Annotated in this window: 20 protein-coding genes; 13 read left to right on the plus strand and 7 right to left on the minus strand. The window is 60.5% G+C overall.

Annotated features, from left to right (window positions below; all coding sequences use genetic code 11):
• Positions 1-4: 4 nt before the first annotated feature.
• Both CWE01_RS21300 and CWE01_RS21305 read right to left on the minus strand, forming a co-directional pair.
• Complete coding sequence (locus CWE01_RS21300) at positions 5-535, minus strand: DUF5943 domain-containing protein (protein ID WP_100942520.1); 531 nt, start codon at positions 533-535, stop codon at positions 5-7.
• Positions 536-630: 95 nt separating this feature from the next.
• A complete protein-coding gene (locus CWE01_RS21305; protein ID WP_100942521.1) occupies positions 631-1608 on the minus strand; it encodes a dipeptidase in 978 nt (325 codons plus the stop codon).
• Positions 1609-1876: 268 nt separating this feature from the next.
• On the opposite strand from CWE01_RS21305, the gene CWE01_RS21310 reads away from it, so the two are divergent.
• The 6 genes from CWE01_RS21310 (at position 1877) to CWE01_RS21335 (ending at position 4818) form a co-directional block, all read left to right on the plus strand.
• Complete coding sequence (locus CWE01_RS21310) at positions 1877-2278, plus strand: lysozyme inhibitor LprI family protein (RefSeq protein ID WP_100942522.1); 402 nt, start codon at positions 1877-1879, stop codon at positions 2276-2278.
• Positions 2279-2364: 86 nt separating this feature from the next.
• The gene (locus CWE01_RS21315; RefSeq protein WP_100942523.1) at positions 2365-3141 is read left to right on the plus strand and encodes a DUF4239 domain-containing protein; all 777 of its coding nucleotides are present in this window, start codon (positions 2365-2367) and stop codon (positions 3139-3141) included.
• Between the two features lie 69 nt (positions 3142-3210).
• Positions 3211-3696, plus strand: a complete 486-nt coding sequence (locus tag CWE01_RS21320; protein ID WP_100942524.1) for a DUF3592 domain-containing protein — start codon at positions 3211-3213, stop codon at positions 3694-3696.
• A 115-nt stretch (positions 3697-3811) separates the two neighbouring features.
• Positions 3812-4066: a type II toxin-antitoxin system RelE/ParE family toxin gene (locus tag CWE01_RS21325; RefSeq protein ID WP_100942525.1), complete on the plus strand. Its 255-nt coding sequence runs from the start codon at positions 3812-3814 to the stop codon at positions 4064-4066.
• A complete protein-coding gene (locus CWE01_RS21330) occupies positions 4050-4373 on the plus strand; it encodes a helix-turn-helix domain-containing protein (RefSeq protein WP_100942526.1) in 324 nt (107 codons plus the stop codon). The genes CWE01_RS21325 and CWE01_RS21330 overlap by 17 nt, the downstream gene beginning before the upstream one ends.
• 28 nt (positions 4374-4401) lie before the next feature.
• Positions 4402-4818 (plus strand): DUF3010 family protein, encoded by a 417-nt coding sequence (locus CWE01_RS21335; protein WP_100942527.1) that lies wholly within the window; start codon positions 4402-4404, stop codon positions 4816-4818.
• A gap of 237 nt (positions 4819-5055) precedes the next feature.
• Here CWE01_RS21335 and CWE01_RS21345 read toward each other — a convergent pair whose 3' ends face one another.
• Entirely contained in the window at positions 5056-6000 is a 945-nt protein-coding gene (locus CWE01_RS21345; protein WP_100942529.1) for a GlxA family transcriptional regulator, read from the minus strand.
• A gap of 194 nt (positions 6001-6194) precedes the next feature.
• Here CWE01_RS21345 and choX point away from each other — a divergent pair, with 194 nt between their 5' ends.
• From choX to CWE01_RS33340, 6 genes are all read left to right on the plus strand, one after another.
• Positions 6195-7139, plus strand: coding sequence for a choline ABC transporter substrate-binding protein (gene choX, locus CWE01_RS21350; RefSeq protein WP_100942530.1), 945 nt, complete (start codon positions 6195-6197; stop codon positions 7137-7139).
• 72 nt (positions 7140-7211) lie between these two features.
• Positions 7212-8099, plus strand: a complete 888-nt coding sequence (locus CWE01_RS21355) for a 3-keto-5-aminohexanoate cleavage protein (RefSeq protein ID WP_100942531.1) — start codon at positions 7212-7214, stop codon at positions 8097-8099.
• Between the two features lie 177 nt (positions 8100-8276).
• Positions 8277-9242 carry an L-carnitine dehydrogenase gene (locus tag CWE01_RS21360; RefSeq protein ID WP_100942532.1) on the plus strand — a complete coding sequence of 322 codons (966 nt, stop codon included), beginning with the start codon at positions 8277-8279 and terminating at the stop codon, positions 9240-9242.
• Positions 9243-9445: 203 nt separating this feature from the next.
• On the plus strand, positions 9446-9922 hold the full coding sequence (locus CWE01_RS21365) for a thioesterase family protein (protein ID WP_100942533.1): 477 nt from the start codon (positions 9446-9448) through the stop codon (positions 9920-9922).
• A gap of 23 nt (positions 9923-9945) precedes the next feature.
• Positions 9946-11109: a gamma-butyrobetaine dioxygenase gene (locus CWE01_RS21370; protein WP_100942534.1), complete on the plus strand. Its 1164-nt coding sequence runs from the start codon at positions 9946-9948 to the stop codon at positions 11107-11109.
• A 106-nt stretch (positions 11110-11215) separates the two neighbouring features.
• Positions 11216-11416 carry a hypothetical protein gene (locus CWE01_RS33340; protein WP_157815254.1) on the plus strand — a complete coding sequence of 67 codons (201 nt, stop codon included), beginning with the start codon at positions 11216-11218 and terminating at the stop codon, positions 11414-11416.
• On the opposite strand, the gene CWE01_RS33705 is transcribed toward CWE01_RS33340, so the two are convergent.
• Both CWE01_RS33705 and CWE01_RS21380 read right to left on the minus strand, forming a co-directional pair.
• Positions 11413-11856: a hypothetical protein gene (locus tag CWE01_RS33705; protein ID WP_100942574.1), complete on the minus strand. Its 444-nt coding sequence runs from the start codon at positions 11854-11856 to the stop codon at positions 11413-11415. The genes CWE01_RS33340 and CWE01_RS33705 overlap by 4 nt on opposite strands.
• A gap of 186 nt (positions 11857-12042) precedes the next feature.
• Positions 12043-12333 (minus strand): hypothetical protein, encoded by a 291-nt coding sequence (locus tag CWE01_RS21380; protein ID WP_100942535.1) that lies wholly within the window; start codon positions 12331-12333, stop codon positions 12043-12045.
• 876 nt (positions 12334-13209) lie between these two features.
• On the opposite strand from CWE01_RS21380, the gene CWE01_RS21385 reads away from it, so the two are divergent.
• Complete coding sequence (locus CWE01_RS21385) at positions 13210-13470, plus strand: hypothetical protein (RefSeq protein WP_100942536.1); 261 nt, start codon at positions 13210-13212, stop codon at positions 13468-13470.
• Positions 13471-13752: 282 nt separating this feature from the next.
• Here CWE01_RS21385 and CWE01_RS21390 read toward each other — a convergent pair whose 3' ends face one another.
• Both CWE01_RS21390 and CWE01_RS21395 read right to left on the minus strand, forming a co-directional pair.
• The gene (locus CWE01_RS21390) at positions 13753-14856 is read right to left on the minus strand and encodes a GlxA family transcriptional regulator (protein ID WP_017128334.1); all 1104 of its coding nucleotides are present in this window, start codon (positions 14854-14856) and stop codon (positions 13753-13755) included.
• Between the two features lie 433 nt (positions 14857-15289).
• Positions 15290-16669, minus strand: coding sequence for an L-serine ammonia-lyase (locus CWE01_RS21395; protein ID WP_100942537.1), 1380 nt, complete (start codon positions 16667-16669; stop codon positions 15290-15292).
• Positions 16670-16972: the final 303 nt, after the last annotated feature.

Raw genomic sequence — 16972 nt, forward strand, 5'->3', positions numbered from 1 at the left:
CGACTTACAACGGCTTGACGGTGAACAAGCCGTCGTCGTGACCTTCTTCGGAGCCACCGTAGACTTGCTCGGCAACCGTACGGATCGCGCTGCCGCGTGCGGCCAGGATCTGGTCCATGGCGCCGGCGAACCAGCCGGTGAACATATAGTCGACCTTGCGCCCGACCTTGCCGTAGACGTAGACGAACGCCGAGTGTTCGAGCTTGACGCTGGCAGTGCCTTTGTCGAGGTCGATGTCCTGGATCTTGAACAGGCCCCAGCCGCGTTGCGACAGGCGCTTCATGTAGTGCTCGAACACCGCGACGCCTTCCAGGCCATGGCATTCGGCTTCTTTTTCACACCAGTGCCAGGCGGACTTGTAGCCGGCCTTGTAGAGGATCTCGGCGTAGGCGTCGGCACCCAGGACTTCTTCGATGCCCATGTGGTTGTTGACGAAGAAATGCCGTGGCACGTAGAGCATCGGCAGGGCGTCGGACGTCCAGACACCGGTTTCGCTGTCGACTTCGATAGGCAGTTGCGGGGCGATTTTAGCCATGGGTAACACTCCAGAATTCGTTGATCGCGGCTGGCCGCTTACGCCCTGCGCGACCGGCGCGCAGGGTGTGTGTCAGGTGGGAAAAGACCGCGGCGTTATTCGCCCCAGACGTCCTTGAGGACGGTGACCCAGTTTTCGCCCATGATCTTGCGCACCACACGCTCAGGGTGACCGCGCTTGAGCAGGGTCTCGGTGAGGTTGGGGAACTCGCCCACGGTGCGGATGCCCAGCGGGTTGATGATCTTGCCGAAGCTGGTCAGACGACGGGCGTAGCCCTTGTCGTGGGTCAGGTATTCGAAGAAGTCCTGGCCATGGCCCTGGGTGAAGTCGGTGCCGATGCCGATGGCGTCTTCGCCGACGATATTCATCACGTACTCGATGGCTTCGGCGTAGTCGTCGATGGTCGAGTCGATGCCCTTGGCGAGGAACGGCGCGAACATGGTCACGCCGACAAAACCGCCATGGTCGGCAATGAACTTCAGTTCGGCGTCGGACTTGTTGCGCGGATGCTCTTTCAGACCCGAAGGCAGGCAGTGGGAGTAGGTCACCGGCTTCTTCGATTCGAGGATGACTTCTTCGGAAGTCTTGGAGCCGACGTGGGACAGGTCGCACATGATGCCGACCCGGTTCATCTCGGCGACGATCTCGCGACCGAAGCCCGACAGGCCGCCGTCACGCTCGTAGCAGCCGGTGCCCACCAGGTTCTGGGTGTTGTAGCACATCTGCACAATGCCGACGCCCAGCTGCTTGAAGATCTCGACATAGCCGATCTGGTCTTCGAAGGCGTGGGCGTTCTGGAAGCCGAAGAGGATACCGGTCTTGCCCAGCTCCTTGGCCTTGCGAATGTCGGCGGTGGTGCGCACCGGCATCACCAGGTCGCTGTTCTCGCGGATCAGCTTCTGGCTCGAGGCGATGCTGTTGACGGTGGCCTGGAAGCCCTCCCACACCGACACGGTGCAGTTGGCAGCGGTCAAGCCACCTTTGCGCATGTCCTCGAACAGTTCGCGGTTCCACTTGGCAATGATCAGCCCGTCGATAACGATGCTGTCGGCGTGCAGTTCGGCTGGGCTCATCAGGCTGTCCCCTATTAGCGATTCACGCGCCGAATCGTCTGCCGGCGCTTTGGGATCAGCATATGCCCAGGGGACCGGAGAGCCGGGTGCAAAAACGACAGGGGAATTGCCGAAAGCGTCAATCCGCGACAAAGGGGCGTTGCCGTGCAGATTTCCGGGCCGTAGGTTTAAGTACTTGTCCATGTACGACTATTCTTTGGCCCGGGCTTGAGACAGAATTGCCCTCCATCGCTCTGCCACCTCTTTTATCAAGGATCGGGACGCCGCAATGAAATCGATTTTCCTGGCTTTGGCGCTTGTCAGCCTGGGTGCCCACGCGGCCGAAGACGCGGACAACTCGCCCTGCGACGCGGTCGAAAACGACCAGCAGACCCTGGAGTGCGCCACCTACAGCAAGAACACCGCCGAGCAATTGCTCAAGGAAAACTTCGAAGCGCTGCTGGACCGGGTCAAGACGCAATACGCCAATGACAAGGCGCAAGCGGCCGACATCAGCGCCAAGCTGCAGGCCGCCCAGCAGCTCTGGATCAAGTCGCGGGATGCCGATTGCGCCATCGCGCCGCTGCCGGCCAAGCCCGGAAGCAAGCCGTTCACCATCGACCAGTACGATTGCCTGGCGAGCAAGAGCGACGAACGGTCGGAGTTTCTCGAGTCGATCGCCCAGGAATAATCCCGGGCGGCTGTCTACACTGGAGCACATCCCGTCCTGAAATGGCTGTACAGGCGAGTCGTTGACGATCATCACAGGATCTTCGTATGCGCTCACTTTCAGCCATTCCGCTGTATGCCTTGGCGATTTTTCTCGCCATTGTGCTGTTCATTGAAATCGGTCGCCGCATCGGCAACCGCCACCTGGCCCTCGACCCCGAGGGTGCGCGGACCGGTACCAGCGCCATCGAGGGCGCGGTCTTCGGCCTGCTGGCGCTGTTGATCGCCTTTACCTTTTCCGGCGCGGCCACCCGGCTGGACGTCCGGCGCAGCCTGATCGTCGAAGAAACCAACGCCATGGGCACCGCCTGGTTGCGCCTGGACCTGTTGCCGCCGGCCAACCAACCGGCCCTGCGCCAGGCGTTTCGCGACTATGTGGATGCACGCATCGCCTACTACCGCGACCTCAACGAACTCGACCGTTCCAGCCAGGACAACACGCGGGTCAATGCCTTGCAGCTGGAGATCTGGAAACAGTCGGTCGCCGCGCTGCCGCAGATGCCCACGCCGACGCTGGGCTCCAATCTGCTGCAAGCCCTCAACCAGATGATCGACATCACCACCACCCGGGGAGTGGCCCAGGACACCCACCCGCCACTGGTGATCTACCTGATGCTGGTCGCCCTGACCCTGGTCAGCGCCCTGTTCATCGGCTACGACATGGCCGGCACGGCCAGGCGCAACTGGCTGTACAGCCTGGGTTATGCGCTGGTGATGGTCTGCGTGCTGTATGTGATCCTGGATTTCGAGTATCCGCGGATCGGCGTTATCCGCGTCGACTACTTCGACCAGATCATGCTCGACCTGCGTAAAACCATGGATTAACGCGCCCTGCACGGTCCACGGACAGCGACTAGACTGGGCAGTGAACCCACTCATTCAAAAGGAACTTGAATGTACGCGCCCCGAGAAACCGAACGGGACTACCTCTTTACCCGAGGCGTCCTGCTGCTTTTCCTGATCTTCCTGGCCTTTGGCATGGCGGCGCTGTCCAAGAGCGGCGGGCTGCTGTATGCCGCCATCAAGGCGGCGCCACGGGAAGTGACCGGCACCATCACGCAGGTCATCAATACCCGTAAAGAAGCCTCCCCGGCGGATATCTACTACGCCTTCGATTACGAACTGGGCAACCGTGGCCAGGGCGTTCACTCGCTGAACGCGATGGTGGCGAACCCGACGTACCAGATTGGCGATCATGTGCAGATCGTCTATTCCGACTGGTTTCCGAGCTTTCACAGCCTGAAGAGCGAATTCAGCTTCAAGCGCGCGGACTTCTACATCTTCAGCGCCAGTGTGAGCCTGATCGCGTTGTGCCTCTGCTTGTTGTGCTGGAATTACCGGCAGATGGCCAGGTTTCGTGAGGAGGGGGTCTATTACTGATTGGCCCCTGAATAGCTTGTCCCGCCGACGTAACATAAGGACAACGTTCATGCGTTGTCCTTCGGGAAGATATAAGTAAGTATTCGCAATTCTTATAAAAGACTTATATCATCCCATGAATACGATTTTCTGGACCCGAAAGGCGGCCAAGCAACTTCTGAGATTGCATTCCCGGGACCAGGTCCACATTCGCGATGCGGTGACCATCCTCAGCGGTATGCCTGACGTCAGCAACGTCAAGGCGCTGAGTCAACATGACTACGGCTACCGTATGCGCGTCGGTCGCTACAGGATTCTGTTCGATTGGGAAGGAACGATCAAAGTAGTCAGTATTCAAGAGGTCAAGAAACGCGATGAACGTACCTACTGAAATCCAGATCATCAACGGCGCCGACGGGCGGCCGGCGTTCGTCGTCATACCTTATGCGCAGTATGTGGCGCAGCAGACGGAAGCCGATTTGATTCCCCACGAGGTAGTCAGCCGTATTGTGGATGGTTCCACGCCCATTCGCGCCTGGCGTGAATATCTGGATCTGACGCAAGATGAAGTGGCCAAGCGCCTGGGCATCTCCCAACCGGCCTACGCTCAACAGGAGTCCGTGAACAAGCCCCGCAAGGCAACTCGCGAGAAAATTGCCGCGGCCTTCGGCATCAAAGCCGACCAACTCGAACTCTAAGCCTTTCCTCTTTTTTCCAAGGACTCCAATGACCCTCTGCGGCATCGAAATCAAAGGCAGCGAAGCCATCTTCGCCATCGCCACCTTGCAGGGCAGCGCCCTCGCGCACGTGGCCGTCGCCATCAAGAAAATCGCCCTGGACGAGGATGACGAGGCGGCCAACGTCAAAGCCTTCGCCGCCCAGGTAAAGGCGTTCGTCCAGGACGCGGGCATCGAACGGATTGCTATCAAGAAGCGCAGCAAGAAAGGTGAATTTGCCGGCGGGCCGACCACTTTCAAGATCGAAGGGATTTTCCAGTTGCTGGAAAACTGCGAGGTGACGCTGCTGTCGCCGCAGACCATCAACGCGCAGAACAAGAAGTTCGACTTCGCCTTGCCGGCCACGCTGAACAAATATCAGCATGAAGCCTATAAGACGGCCTGTGCGGCGCTGATGAAAAAATAAATCAGCCAGTCAGTTAAGGGCGATCTTGAGTCTGGCCAAGATTTGTGGCGAGCGGGCTTGTCGGAACGCCGCACCGCCGCGCTCAGCTGCGCAGCAGTCGTAAAACCTGCCACCTTGCTCTACCTGATACACCGCGAGCACAGGTTCTAGGGCCGCTTCGCGCCCCAACGCGGGCAAGCCCGCTCGCCACAAGACCGCGCTCGACTGCAAATTTCGGTAAGTGACAGGCATTGGCGCCTACACCTTGATCCCGCGCCGATCCTCCCGCGGACACTGGGCAAATCGCGCCCGGTAGCTGCGGGTGAAATACGACGGCGACTCGAACCCGCTGGCAATGCTCACCTCCAGCACACTCATGTCCGTCTGGCGCAACAACTGCCGCGCCTTCTCCAGCCGCAAGCCCAGGTAAAAGTTGCTTGGGGTGTCCTTCAGATAAAGACGGAAGAGGCGCTCCAACTGCCGCCGCGTCACCTTGATCGACTCCGCCAACTCCAGCGTGCTCAACGGCGGCTCCATGTGCTGTTCCATCTCCCCGACCACATGCACCAGCTTCTTGTTGCTGATGCCGTAGCGCGTGGCGATCTGCATGCGCTGGTGGTCCTTGCGCGGGCGGATACGCCCGAGCACGAACTGCTCGGAGACCTGGATCGCCAGTTCCGGGCCGTGGGCCTGGCCGATCAGGTCGAGCATCATGTCGATGGACGCGGTCCCCCCGGCGCAGGTGATCCTCCGGCGGTCGATCTCGAACAGCTCCTGGGTCACTTCCAGCTGTGGATAAGATTCCTTGAAGGCCTCCAGCGCTTCCCAGTGCAGGGTCACGCGGTGCCCTTCCAGCAGACCGGCTTCGGCCAGCACCACGCTGCCGGTGTCGATACCGCCCAACGTCACACCTTCATGATCCAGGCGCCGCAGCCAGTGCGCCAACGTCGGGGTGGCGAACTTCAGCGGCTCGAAACCCGCCACCACCAACAGCGTCGCGCCCTTCTTCAACGGCTCCAGGGCCGCATCGGCGTTGACCGACATGCCATTGCTCGCCAATACCGCACCGCCGTCAGCACTCAATACGTGCCAGCGATACAGCTCGCCGCGAAAGCGATTGGCCACCCGCAGGGGCTCGATCGCCGAGATAAAACCCATCGCCGAAAAACCCGGCATCAACAAGAAATAGAAATCCTGGGACATGGAACGCGCTCGCAAGACGGGTAGCGTTCCCGACGTGATACGCCAGTTGCACGACGGCCACAAGAGCACAGGTCGCTGCTGTGCAAGAGTCGGTCGCCGCTGTGCGTTTTCAGCAAGGCCGGGCTGCGTAACGTGGCATCACCGGCGCACGAAGACGCCGGAACCGACAATAACGTCCTGCCGAGGAAACCAACATGAAACGACTGATCAGCCGCTGTGCGCTTGCACTCACCGGTACCGCGCTCCTGAGCACAGGGGTCATGGCCGCGGAGCAAGCCTCCTGCCAGAACGTTCGCCTCGGTGTGGTCAACTGGACCGATGTCATCGCCACCAGCGCCATGACCCAGGTGCTGCTCGATGGCCTGGGCTACCAGGTCAAGCAGACCAGCGCGTCCCAACAGATCATCTTCGCCGGCATCCGCGACCAGCGCCTGGACATGTTCCTCGGCTACTGGAACCCGCTGATGACCCAGACCATCACCCCATTCGTCGACGCCAAGCAGGTCAAGGTCCTGGCCGAACCGAGCCTCAAGGACGCTCGCGCCACCCTGGCCGTGCCCACTTACCTGGCCGACAAGGGCCTGAAGACCTTCGCCGACATCGCCAAGTTCGAAAAAGAGCTGGGCGGCAAGATCTACGGCATCGAGCCGGGCTCGGGCGCCAACACCCAGATCAAGGAAATGATCGCCAAGAACCAGTTCGGCCTGGGCAAGTTCCAGCTGGTGGAATCCAGTGAAGCGGCCATGCTCTCGGCGGTGGATCGGGCCGTGCGGCGCAAGGAAGCCGTGGTGTTCTTCGGCTGGGCGCCGCACCCGATGAACGTCAACGTGCAGATGACCTACCTCACCGGTAGCGAAAACGCCCTGGGCCCGAACGAAGGCATGGCCACCGTCTGGACCGTCACCGCGCCGAGCTACGCCGAACAATGCCCGAACGTGAACAAGCTGCTGAGCAACCTGACCTTCAGCGCCGCCGACGAGAGCCGCATGATGCAACCGCTGCTCGACCACAAGGACGCCCTCGAGTCGGCCAAGCAGTGGCTCAAGGATCACCCGCAAGACAAGGCCCGCTGGCTGGAAGGTGTGACCACCTTCGACGGCAAGCCGGCCGCCGACAACCTGCAATTGACCAGCAAATAAACCACCGAAAAGCGCACCCGCAGCCCCTGATGGCTGCGGTGTGAACGACCACGCCTGTAAGGAATCCGCACCATGAACCACGACGTCATCATCACCTGCGCACTCACCGGTGCTGGCGACACGACCGGCAGAAGCCCCCACGTTCCGGTCACGCCCAAACAGATCGCAGCGGCTGCCGTGGAAGCGGCCAAGGCCGGCGCCACCGTGGTCCATTGCCACGTGCGCAACCCCGAGACCGGCAAGTTCAGCCGCGACGTGGCCCTGTATCGCGAAGTGATGGAGCGTATCCGCGAGGCGGACGTGGACATCATCGTCAACCTCACCGCCGGCATGGGCGGCGACCTGGAAATCGGTGCCGGCGAGAACCCGATGGAGTTCGGCCCGAACACCGACCTGGTCGGTCCGCTGACTCGCCTGGCCCACGTCGAGGCGCTGCTGCCGGAAATCTGCACCCTGGATTGCGGCACCCTGAATTTCGGCGACGGCGACACCATCTACGTCTCCACCCCGGCGCAACTGCGCGCCGGCGCCAAACGTATCCAAGAGCTGGGCGTGAAAGCCGAGCTGGAAATCTTCGACACCGGCCACCTGTGGTTCGCCAAGCAGCTGATCAAGGAAGGCCTGCTGGACGATCCGTTGTTCCAGCTGTGCCTGGGTATCCCGTGGGGCGCTCCGGCGGACACCACCACCATGAAGGCCATGGTCGACAACCTGCCGGCGGGCGCGGTCTGGGCCGGTTTCGGTATCGGCCGCATGCAGATGCCGATGGCGGCACAAGCGGTGCTGCTGGGCGGCAACGTGCGGGTCGGCCTGGAAGACAACCTGTGGCTGGACAAGGGCGTGCTGGCGACCAACGGCCAGTTGGTCGAGCGCGCTTCGGAAATCCTCAGCCGCCTCGGCGCCCGTGTCCTGACCCCGGCCGAAGGGCGGGTGAAGATGGGGCTGACCAAGCGCGGTTGATCCACACCCTGCAGGAGCCGGCTTGCTGGCGATGGCGGCCGGACTGTCGATGCAAGACTCACTGGCCTCATCGCCAGCAAGCCGGCTCCTACAGTTTTGCGTCATGACAGACGATTTTTTAGTCCCGGCTCCCAGCAGGGACTGTATTGCCAAAACCCAATTGCGCAGGAAGTTGCCATGAGCTTTATCACCGAAATCAAAACCTTCGCCGCCCTGGGCAGCGGTGTCATCGGCAGTGGCTGGGTCTCCCGCGCCCTCGCCCATGGCCTGGATGTGATCGCCTGGGACCCGGCGCCCGGCGCCGAAGCGGCCCTGCGCAAGCGCGTCGCCAATGCCTGGGGTGCCTTGGAGAAACAAGGCCTGGCTCCAGGCGCTTCGCAAGACCGCCTGCGTTTTGTCGCGACCATCGAAGAATGCGTGAAGGACGCCGACTTTATCCAGGAAAGCGCCCCTGAGCGCCTGGAACTGAAACTCGAACTGCACGGCAAGATCAGCGCCGCGGCCAAGCCCAATGCCCTGATCGGCTCCAGCACCTCGGGCCTGTTGCCCAGCGAATTCTACGAAGGCGCCACCCACCCGGAACGCTGCGTGGTCGGTCACCCGTTCAACCCGGTGTACCTGCTGCCGCTGGTGGAAGTGGTCGGCGGCAAGAACACCGCCCCTGAAGCCGTGCAAGCGGCGATGAAAGTCTATGAATCCCTCGGCATGCGCCCCCTGCATGTGCGCAAGGAAGTCCCGGGCTTTATCGCCGACCGTCTGCTGGAAGCGTTGTGGCGCGAGGCGCTGCACCTGGTCAACGACGGTGTTGCCACCACCGGCGAAATCGACGATGCGATCCGCTTTGGCGCCGGCTTGCGCTGGTCGTTCATGGGTACCTTCCTGACCTACACCCTGGCCGGTGGCGATGCGGGTATGCGGCACTTCATGGCCCAGTTCGGTCCTGCGTTGCAGTTGCCTTGGACTTACCTGCCTGCACCGGAACTGACCGAGAAGCTGATCGACGATGTGGTCGACGGGACCAGCGATCAACTGGGCAAACACAGCATCTCGGCCCTGGAGCGCTATCGCGACGACTGCCTGCTGGCGGTGCTGGAAGCGGTGAAAACCACCAAGGCCAAACATGGTATGAGTTTCAGCGAGTAATAAATAGACGCGGGACCTGTGGCGAGCGGGCTTGCCCGCGCTCGGCTGCGAAGCAGTCGCAAAACCGGTTATCTCGGTCTACCTGACAGACCGCGCTCGCTGGTTTCAGGGCCGCTTCGCGCCCCAGAGCGGCGGTGCGGCGCTCCGACAAGCCCGCTCGCCACATGGATACCATTCGACGCCATCATTGTGGAAGATCCACCATGCCCACCCTCACCACCTACACCACCGAAGTCATCCCTGACTGGGTCGACTACAACGGCCATCTGCGCGACGCCTTCTACCTGCTGATCTTCAGCTACGCCACCGACGCCCTGATGCTGCGCCTGGGCATGGACAGCGACAACCGCGAAGCCACCGGCAGCTCGTTGTTCACCCTCGAACTGCACCTCAACTACCTGCACGAAGTCAAACTCGGCGCCCAGGTCGAAGTGCGCACCCAGATCATCGGCCACGACGCCAAGCGCCTGCACCTCTACCACAGCCTGCACCTGGTGGGCGGCGACAAGGAACTCGCCGGCAACGAACAGATGCTGCTGCACGTCGACCTCGCCGGCCCGCGCTCGGCGCCTTTCACCGACGCCGTGCTGGAAAAACTGCAGGCCATCGTCGAAGACCAGAGCGACCTGCCGCCCCCGGAATACATTGGCCGCGTGATTGGATTGCCTGCGAAAAAATAAGAATCCCCGAAAAGGAGCTCACCGTGAACACCGCCTCCGCGTTTGCCGATTTCCGCAGTTACCCGCTGATCAGTGCCCTGACCGCCGCGCATCCGCTGGCGGATCGCATCGAGGTGTATTGGGCGGACGGGCGTATCAGCCCGTACCATCACGTGTGGCTACGGGACAACTGCCCGTGTCCGCAGTGCGTGTACACGGTGACCCGGGAACAGGTGCTGGAAATCGTCGATGTGCCCGAGGGCCTGGCCCCCGCCGCCATCCGCATCGACAACACTGGCTGCCTGTGCATCGACTGGCAGGACGGCCACGCCAGCCGCTTCGACCCGGGCTGGTTGCGGGCGCATGCCTATGACGACGAGTCGCGCGTCGAACGCCAGGCCGGCAAATCGAAAAGCCGGTTGTGGACCAGTAGCCTGGAGTTGCCGGTATTCGAGTTCGCCGCCCTCAAGGAAGACCCGAAAACCTTGCTGCACTGGTTATTGGCCTTGCGCGACACCGGCCTGACCCAAGTCCGCGGCGTACCGACCGAGCCAGGTTCGTTGACCGAGGTGGCCAAGCTGATCTCGTTTATCCGCCAGACCAACTTCGGCGTGCTGTTCAACGTGCAATCCAAGGCCGACGCCGACAGCAACGCCTACACCGCCTTCAACCTGCCATTGCACAGCGACCTGCCAACCCGCGAGCTGCAACCGGGCCTGCAATTCCTGCATTGCCTGGTGAATGACGCCGAGGGTGGCGAGAGCATTTTCGTCGATGGCTTTGCCATTGCCGATGCCCTGCGCCGGGAAGATCCGGCGGCGTTCCGCGCCCTGAGCGAGATCCCGGTGGAGTTTCGCAACAAGGACCGGCATAGCGACTACCGCTGCCTGGCGCCGGTCATTGCGCTGGACAGTACCGGGCAGGTCAGCGAGATCCGCATGGCCAACTTCCTGCGGGGCCCGTTCGAGGCGTCGGTGGAACAGATGCCGCTGCTGTACAACGCCTATCGACGCTTTATCGCCATGACCCGCGAAGCGCGTTTCCGGATCGTGCGGCGGCTCAACCCCGGCGAACTGTGGTGCTTCGACAACCGCCGCACGCTACACGCCCGCAATGCCTTCGACCCGGCCACCGGGGCCCGGCATTTCCAGGGCTGCTATATCGATAGGGATGAATTGTTATCGCGGATATTGGTGTTGCAGCGCTGAGGGCTGATCGTTCGAACACACTATCTCGGTTGAACGGATATTTGGCGGCGATTGCTATTTGTTGATCAAAGCGCTAATATTTTTCCCGTCGACACGGACCGGAACCTTGGAAGCAAGGGGTGTTGATTTCGGTGATGTAAATCACTCCCAGCCAGTGAGCGGGATAAGCGGAAACGCGAAAGGACAGGCCGATAAAGTGATTCACAAAGATCCCGATGCGAAAGCACCGGGGTTTTTGTTTGCAAAATATAACAGAATCGCCAGTCCTGGCACTTATATGAACAGCAATATGGATGCTCTGTTTTAAACAGACTTACCAGCATTCCGCATCTCCAGAATATATCGCACATTGTGGGGCTTACCCTTCTTGGGGAGATTTCCACGCCCCCAAGTTGCTATTTCGTACGCAGAGACGATCCGCACCTTGAGTAAGTTGCTCGTTCCCGCCGGTTTGCTGATCGAGAAGAAAATAGCGTAATCATGCAGATCCAGACAAAAATAACGCTGACTGTTCACTACAAAGAATGGCAGAACAATGCTGTCGATAAAGCGTCTGTGTATATAGTCAACGACCTGGGTACTGCAATGGTAGCGGTCAGCGCAAAAATATCGCCGTTCACCACGGAACGTGAGCCGCTCACCATGGCCTTTGTCATCAGTGAAGCAGTGAAAGCCAAACTCGAACTTTACCGTCACTTGTTGTCGTGCGATATCAAACACCAGCTCGAACGGCTGCAGGTGTTTCATCGTGAACGTCCGCCCACCAATGATCAGGTCATTCCATTGCATTTGGTATAGCCGTGCGATATGAAAGTAGCGGGCAATAATAACATCGGTTGATTTGAACGTGATGTCACGCAACCCGTAAGTACAAGTCTGCCCGCTACAAAATCGTATCCAGATTTAAATTTCCTGGGTTGACGCCATTAAAGTTTACTCGCGAAGAGTGCTCGCCTTATCCGCCAACATCATCACCCGTTGCTCTACCACACCCAACACATCACAACCGTCATCAAGCAACGTATACATCACCTCCAACACATGCCGGAAATCATGCTCATCCAGATTGTTGATCGTGGCACAGGTCAAGGTTTGCGAAAGATCGCGGGCACCACGCAGTCGACGACTGGCGAATGCGCAAAGGTCGCGCAGGGGTGCATCAGGATTGAAGAACAAGACGGGGGTATCGGTGGTGTTGGATTGAAATGCAATGAAGTTCGTCATGAATGGCTCCGTTTCATAAAGGAACCACCACCATCAGCCGCGATGCTGATTAGGTGGCAGCTGCGCAAGGGTTCGCGGACCGGAAACGGAACCTACCGGCACACCCGAAGGTGTCCCTCGCACAGCCGCCATAACGCAGGTGCTGGGCAGCCAATCGCCATCAGTATGATGGCGATTGTGTGGTTCCGTAAATGGACCGCGACGTCCAGTCATTGAGTGGCAATGACAGGGAGGACTATAGAAACGTTGCACAGCCATGTGCAAGCAAGTACGAGCCGGGATGTTTGAGCAAATACTTCAGGGTTATCACTCAATCGTCCGACCGACGCCAAGATTCAAAACATTCGCCGACTACGAGGAAGGACGGCCTTGCAGACAAGTCTCCCGCACTGAAGCAGAACAACCCAAACGCCTGCAATTTCCCTTCATATGGCTCTGGTTTGCCCAGGCCTTCGCAGCTCCGCCGACAAATTTTCTGCTGTCTGCGTAGTCGTGGCCGGATGCTAGGCAACTGCCGCTCCAATCGCAATCACCTTCAGTTGAGCAGATGTAACATCCAATATCCCCCCATTGCGTTCAGCAGTTTCACAACCCGCCAAGCACGGCATCTCACACCCTTTTCCACAGGCAAAAAAAACCCCGATCAAGCCGTGACAGGATCGGGGTGAGAGAGTGTGTCCGCAGAGACCCGCGCCGAGGGTGACCAAACCGTCGACAGGTCTACTGGTACCCAGTGTGCTCGCTTGCCCTGCCCACGAGTTAGCCGAAAACGACCTGTTCATAGGTATCAGAGCCACTCGGGCAATCGGCTCTTGCCGACACCGCGCAGGGCTACCAGAATCGAAACACGATCACATCGGAACAAGGACCAGCGCCATGATGTACGCGGATTTGATTGACCAGGAAGACCTGTTGGGCCAGCTCAAATCCCTCGGCCTGCAAGTGCCGAGCGGTGCCACCGCCGAGCAAGCCTGCGAATGTGCGGTACGCGGCCTGGACGACGCCCGGGCCTATGAGCTGCGCAAGATGGTCAAGGATATGTACACCAGCAGCGCGACGATCCTGCCGGCCGTGCGCCAGGCGATAGACAGGCAGTTGTTGCCGGCGTTGGCGCAGTATCAGCAAACGCGGTCCTGAACGTAGCCCTCGTTGTGGTGAGGGCTTGCGCTGATGTCGTTCAGTTAAGAACGATCTAAAGTCTGGCGAGATTTGTGGCGAGCGGGCTTGCCCGCGCTGGGGTGCGAAGCGCCCCTAAAACCAGAGATCGCGGTCTATCAGTTAGAACGAGGAGCCCGGTTTTGCGGCTGCTGCGCAGCCGAGCGCGGGCAAGCCCGCTCGCCACAAGACCGTGCTCGGGTTCAAATTACATGGATAGGTACCAGGGCAGCCGCCACACGGGGCCGCCCCAAGCAATCGGTCTTACAGTCTTACGCTGGCAAACGTCGACTCATTACGCGCCTGGCTCAACGCCGACATCGGCCCGGACAACGGCGCCAATACCAACGCCTGCGGAATCGGCATCATCGCCACCTGCTGCGTAGTGTTGGAACCCACACGCTCGTCACGCGGCGGAATACCGAAGTACTCGCGGTAGCACTTGGAGAAGTGCGGTGTCGAAACAAACCCGCACACCGACGCCACTTCGATAATCGACATCGGCGTCTGCTTGAGCAATTGCCGCGCCCGGATCAGCCGCAGCTTCAGGTAGTAGCGCGACGGCGAACAATGCAGATACTTCTGGAACAACCGCTCCAGCTGTCGACGGGACACGGCGACATACACCGCCAGCTCGTCCAGGTCGATCGGCTCTTCCAGGTTGGCTTCCATCAGCGCGACGATTTCCTGCAGCTTCGGCTGGTTGGTGCCGAGCATGTGCTTGAGCGGCACACGCTGGTGATCCTGTTCATTACGGATACGCTCGTAGACGAACATCTCCGAGATCGCCGCCGACAATTCACGGCCATGGTCACGGCTGATCAGGTGCAACATCATGTCCAGCGGCGCGGTGCCACCGGAACTGGTGAAACGGTTACGGTCAAGGGTGAACAGGCGAGTGCTCATGGCCACCCGCGGGAAAGCTTCCTGCATCGAGGCCAGACATTCCCAGTGCACGCTGCAATCGAAGCCGTCGAGCAACCCGGCGCAAGCCAGGGCCCAACTGCCGGTGCACACGGCGCCGAGGCGACGCGACTGACGCGCCTGGCTCTGCAACCAGGACACATGTTCACGTGTTACGGTGCGTTGAATGCCGATGCCGCCGCAGACGATCACGGTGTCCATGGCGGGCGCTTTGTGCATGGAGGCGTCAGGGGTGATCTGCAGACCGTCGCTGGCCCAGACCTGTCCGCCGTCGACGCTCAGGGTCGTCCAGCGATACAGCTCGCGGCCGGACAATTGGTTGGCCATCCGCAGGGGTTCTACGGCGGAAGCCAGGGAAATGAGCGTGAAATTGTCCAGCAGCAGGAAGCCGATGGATTGAGGCGCACGGTTCTGGGGTTGAGCCCCGGACTGGAACGACGTCATCGCGATATCTCCTCACACAAAGCGGGTGATGGCCTCAGGCGGAGGCTCTTGTTATGGCCCTCGATCTCTCGCGGAGAGGGGCTTTGCAATGACAGAGCAATTGCCATGCCGAAAGTTGAATGGGTATTCAATAACTCCTGAAAACGACGTCGCGGTGTGTCTATATAGCCCTTGCCACGAGTGCGGGTTATAAGGCGTGGGAAAGGTCTGTAAGCGCCCGCCCCAAGGGGCTTGAGCACTTCGGTAGCACTTGTGTGCCGGGCGCTGAGCGGCGCCGGGAAGGAGTGTCACCGCAAGCACAGTCGACCGGCGGTAACGGGGTGAAAACCGGGTGTTGCGAAGGCCTACCAGTTACCTGTTTGCGACGCGCCAAAAGGTGGCGCGTCCCGGGGACAGTGGTCGATTTATGCACAGTCTTGGCAGTGGGCCGACCTCAGCACTCCACCGCACTAACCGCCAACCCACCCCGCGAAGTCTCTTTATATTTGTCATGCATATCGGCGCCGGTATCGCGCATGGTGCGGATCACCCGGTCCAGGGAAATAAAGTGCTGACCATCACCACGCAAGGCCATCTGCGCCGCATTGATCGCTTTCACCGCCGCAATCGCATTACGCTCGATGCACGGCACCTGCACCAGACCGCCCACCGGGTCGCAGGTCAGCCCCAGGTTGTGTTCCAGACCGATTTCCGCCGCGTTGCACAGCTGCTCCGGCGTCGCCCCGAGCACCTGCGCCAAGCCCGCCGCCGCCATGGCGCAAGCCGAGCCCACTTCGCCCTGGCAACCCACCTCGGCCCCGGAGATCGAGGCGTTCTTCTTGCACAGGATGCCCACCGCCGCCGCCGCGAGGAAATAGTCGACGACATTGGCGTCGGTCACCACCTCGCTGAACTTCATGAAGTAGTGCAGCACCGCCGGGATAATCCCCGCCGCGCCGTTGGTTGGCGCCGTGACCATGCGCCCACCCGCCGCGTTCTCTTCGTTGACCGCCAGGGCGAACAGGTTCACCCACTCCATCGCGCTCAAGGTCGAACCGATGACATTGGGCTTGTTCAGCTCCTGCAAGCTGCGGTGCAACTTGGCCGCACGCCGGCGCACATTCAAGCCGCCAGGCAGGATGCCTTCGTGCTTGAGCCCCTGTTCGACGCAATCCTGCATGGCCCGCCAGAGCTTCATCAAACCGCTACGAATCTCATCTTCGCCCCGCCAGACCTTTTCATTGGCCAGCATCAGCTCGGCAACGCTCAGGCCATGCCGCTGGCACAGCTCGAGCAATTCCACCGCACTGGAAAAATCATACGGCAGCACCGTCCGGTCCATGTCCGCCACGCCGCTTTCCGCCTGGGCCTGGTCGACGACAAAACCGCCACCCACCGAATAGTAGGTATCGCGATGCAGTTCTTTACCTTCTTCGCCGAAAGCGACCAGGGTCATGGCATTGGGATGGAACGCCAGGTTCTCGTCGATCAGGCGCATGTCTCGCGCCCAGACAAAGGGAATCGCCAGGCGGTTATCCAGCAGCAGCGTGTCGGTTTCCCGCAAGGTGGCGATGCGCAGGCCGATCTGCGACGGGTCGATCGCGTCCGGCCATTCGCCCATCAGGCCCATGATCACCGCGTTGTCGCTGCCATGACCGATGCCGGTGGCCGACAGCGAACCGTAAAGCTGCACTTCAACCCGCGTCACCTGCGCAAGCTCGCCGCGCTCACGCAGCCCCTGGACGAACAGCGCCGCGGCGCGCATGGGCCCCACGGTGTGGGAGCTGGAAGGGCCGATGCCGATCTTGAACAGGTCAAACACGCTGATTGCCATTGTTGCGAAGTCCTCTGAGTGCCTGTTCCAGACGCCTGAGCGTCCGGTGGCGAAGCTGCTACGCTCAAGCATCGCAATCCGCCGGGATAAAGCATCATCAGCCTTTTGAAAGCCCACACGACGTCTCACACCGACGCACCCATGCCCAGCAACGCCAGCGTCCGCGCACAGGTAATTTTCGGCGTTTTTTTGCGGCGCAGAGGGGAAAAAACCAGGGAAAAAAGCTGTAAACGACCTCACCGACACTGGAAGCGACCCTCCCTGTACTGGATACGACGCACCCTGTAGGCGACAGATTTAGGC

Origin of the sequence: Pseudomonas sp. QS1027 (assembly GCF_002814235.1) — a bacterium.
Taxonomy (GTDB): Bacteria; Pseudomonadota; Gammaproteobacteria; order Pseudomonadales; family Pseudomonadaceae; genus Aquipseudomonas.

What these genes read in the sequence shown, in the direction of transcription:
- CWE01_RS21300 (WP_100942520.1), bottom strand. Translation starts at nt 535, where the DNA reads ATGGCTAAAATCGCCCCGCAACTGCCTATCGAAGTCGACAGCGAAACC.
- CWE01_RS21305 (WP_100942521.1), bottom strand. Translation starts at nt 1,608, where the DNA reads ATGAGCCCAGCCGAACTGCACGCCGACAGCATCGTTATCGACGGGCTG.
- CWE01_RS21310 (WP_100942522.1), top strand. Translation starts at nt 1,877, where the DNA reads ATGAAATCGATTTTCCTGGCTTTGGCGCTTGTCAGCCTGGGTGCCCAC.
- CWE01_RS21315 (WP_100942523.1), top strand. Translation starts at nt 2,365, where the DNA reads ATGCGCTCACTTTCAGCCATTCCGCTGTATGCCTTGGCGATTTTTCTC.
- CWE01_RS21320 (WP_100942524.1), top strand. Translation starts at nt 3,211, where the DNA reads ATGTACGCGCCCCGAGAAACCGAACGGGACTACCTCTTTACCCGAGGC.
- CWE01_RS21325 (WP_100942525.1), top strand. Translation starts at nt 3,812, where the DNA reads ATGAATACGATTTTCTGGACCCGAAAGGCGGCCAAGCAACTTCTGAGA.
- CWE01_RS21330 (WP_100942526.1), top strand. Translation starts at nt 4,050, where the DNA reads ATGAACGTACCTACTGAAATCCAGATCATCAACGGCGCCGACGGGCGG.
- CWE01_RS21335 (WP_100942527.1), top strand. Translation starts at nt 4,402, where the DNA reads ATGACCCTCTGCGGCATCGAAATCAAAGGCAGCGAAGCCATCTTCGCC.
- CWE01_RS21345 (WP_100942529.1), bottom strand. Translation starts at nt 6,000, where the DNA reads ATGTCCCAGGATTTCTATTTCTTGTTGATGCCGGGTTTTTCGGCGATG.
- choX (WP_100942530.1), top strand. Translation starts at nt 6,195, where the DNA reads ATGAAACGACTGATCAGCCGCTGTGCGCTTGCACTCACCGGTACCGCG.
- CWE01_RS21355 (WP_100942531.1), top strand. Translation starts at nt 7,212, where the DNA reads ATGAACCACGACGTCATCATCACCTGCGCACTCACCGGTGCTGGCGAC.
- CWE01_RS21360 (WP_100942532.1), top strand. Translation starts at nt 8,277, where the DNA reads ATGAGCTTTATCACCGAAATCAAAACCTTCGCCGCCCTGGGCAGCGGT.
- CWE01_RS21365 (WP_100942533.1), top strand. Translation starts at nt 9,446, where the DNA reads ATGCCCACCCTCACCACCTACACCACCGAAGTCATCCCTGACTGGGTC.
- CWE01_RS33705 (WP_100942574.1), bottom strand. Translation starts at nt 11,856, where the DNA reads ATGAAACACCTGCAGCCGTTCGAGCTGGTGTTTGATATCGCACGACAA.
- CWE01_RS21380 (WP_100942535.1), bottom strand. Translation starts at nt 12,333, where the DNA reads ATGACGAACTTCATTGCATTTCAATCCAACACCACCGATACCCCCGTC.
- CWE01_RS21385 (WP_100942536.1), top strand. Translation starts at nt 13,210, where the DNA reads ATGATGTACGCGGATTTGATTGACCAGGAAGACCTGTTGGGCCAGCTC.
- CWE01_RS21390 (WP_017128334.1), bottom strand. Translation starts at nt 14,856, where the DNA reads ATGACGTCGTTCCAGTCCGGGGCTCAACCCCAGAACCGTGCGCCTCAA.
- CWE01_RS21395 (WP_100942537.1), bottom strand. Translation starts at nt 16,669, where the DNA reads ATGGCAATCAGCGTGTTTGACCTGTTCAAGATCGGCATCGGCCCTTCC.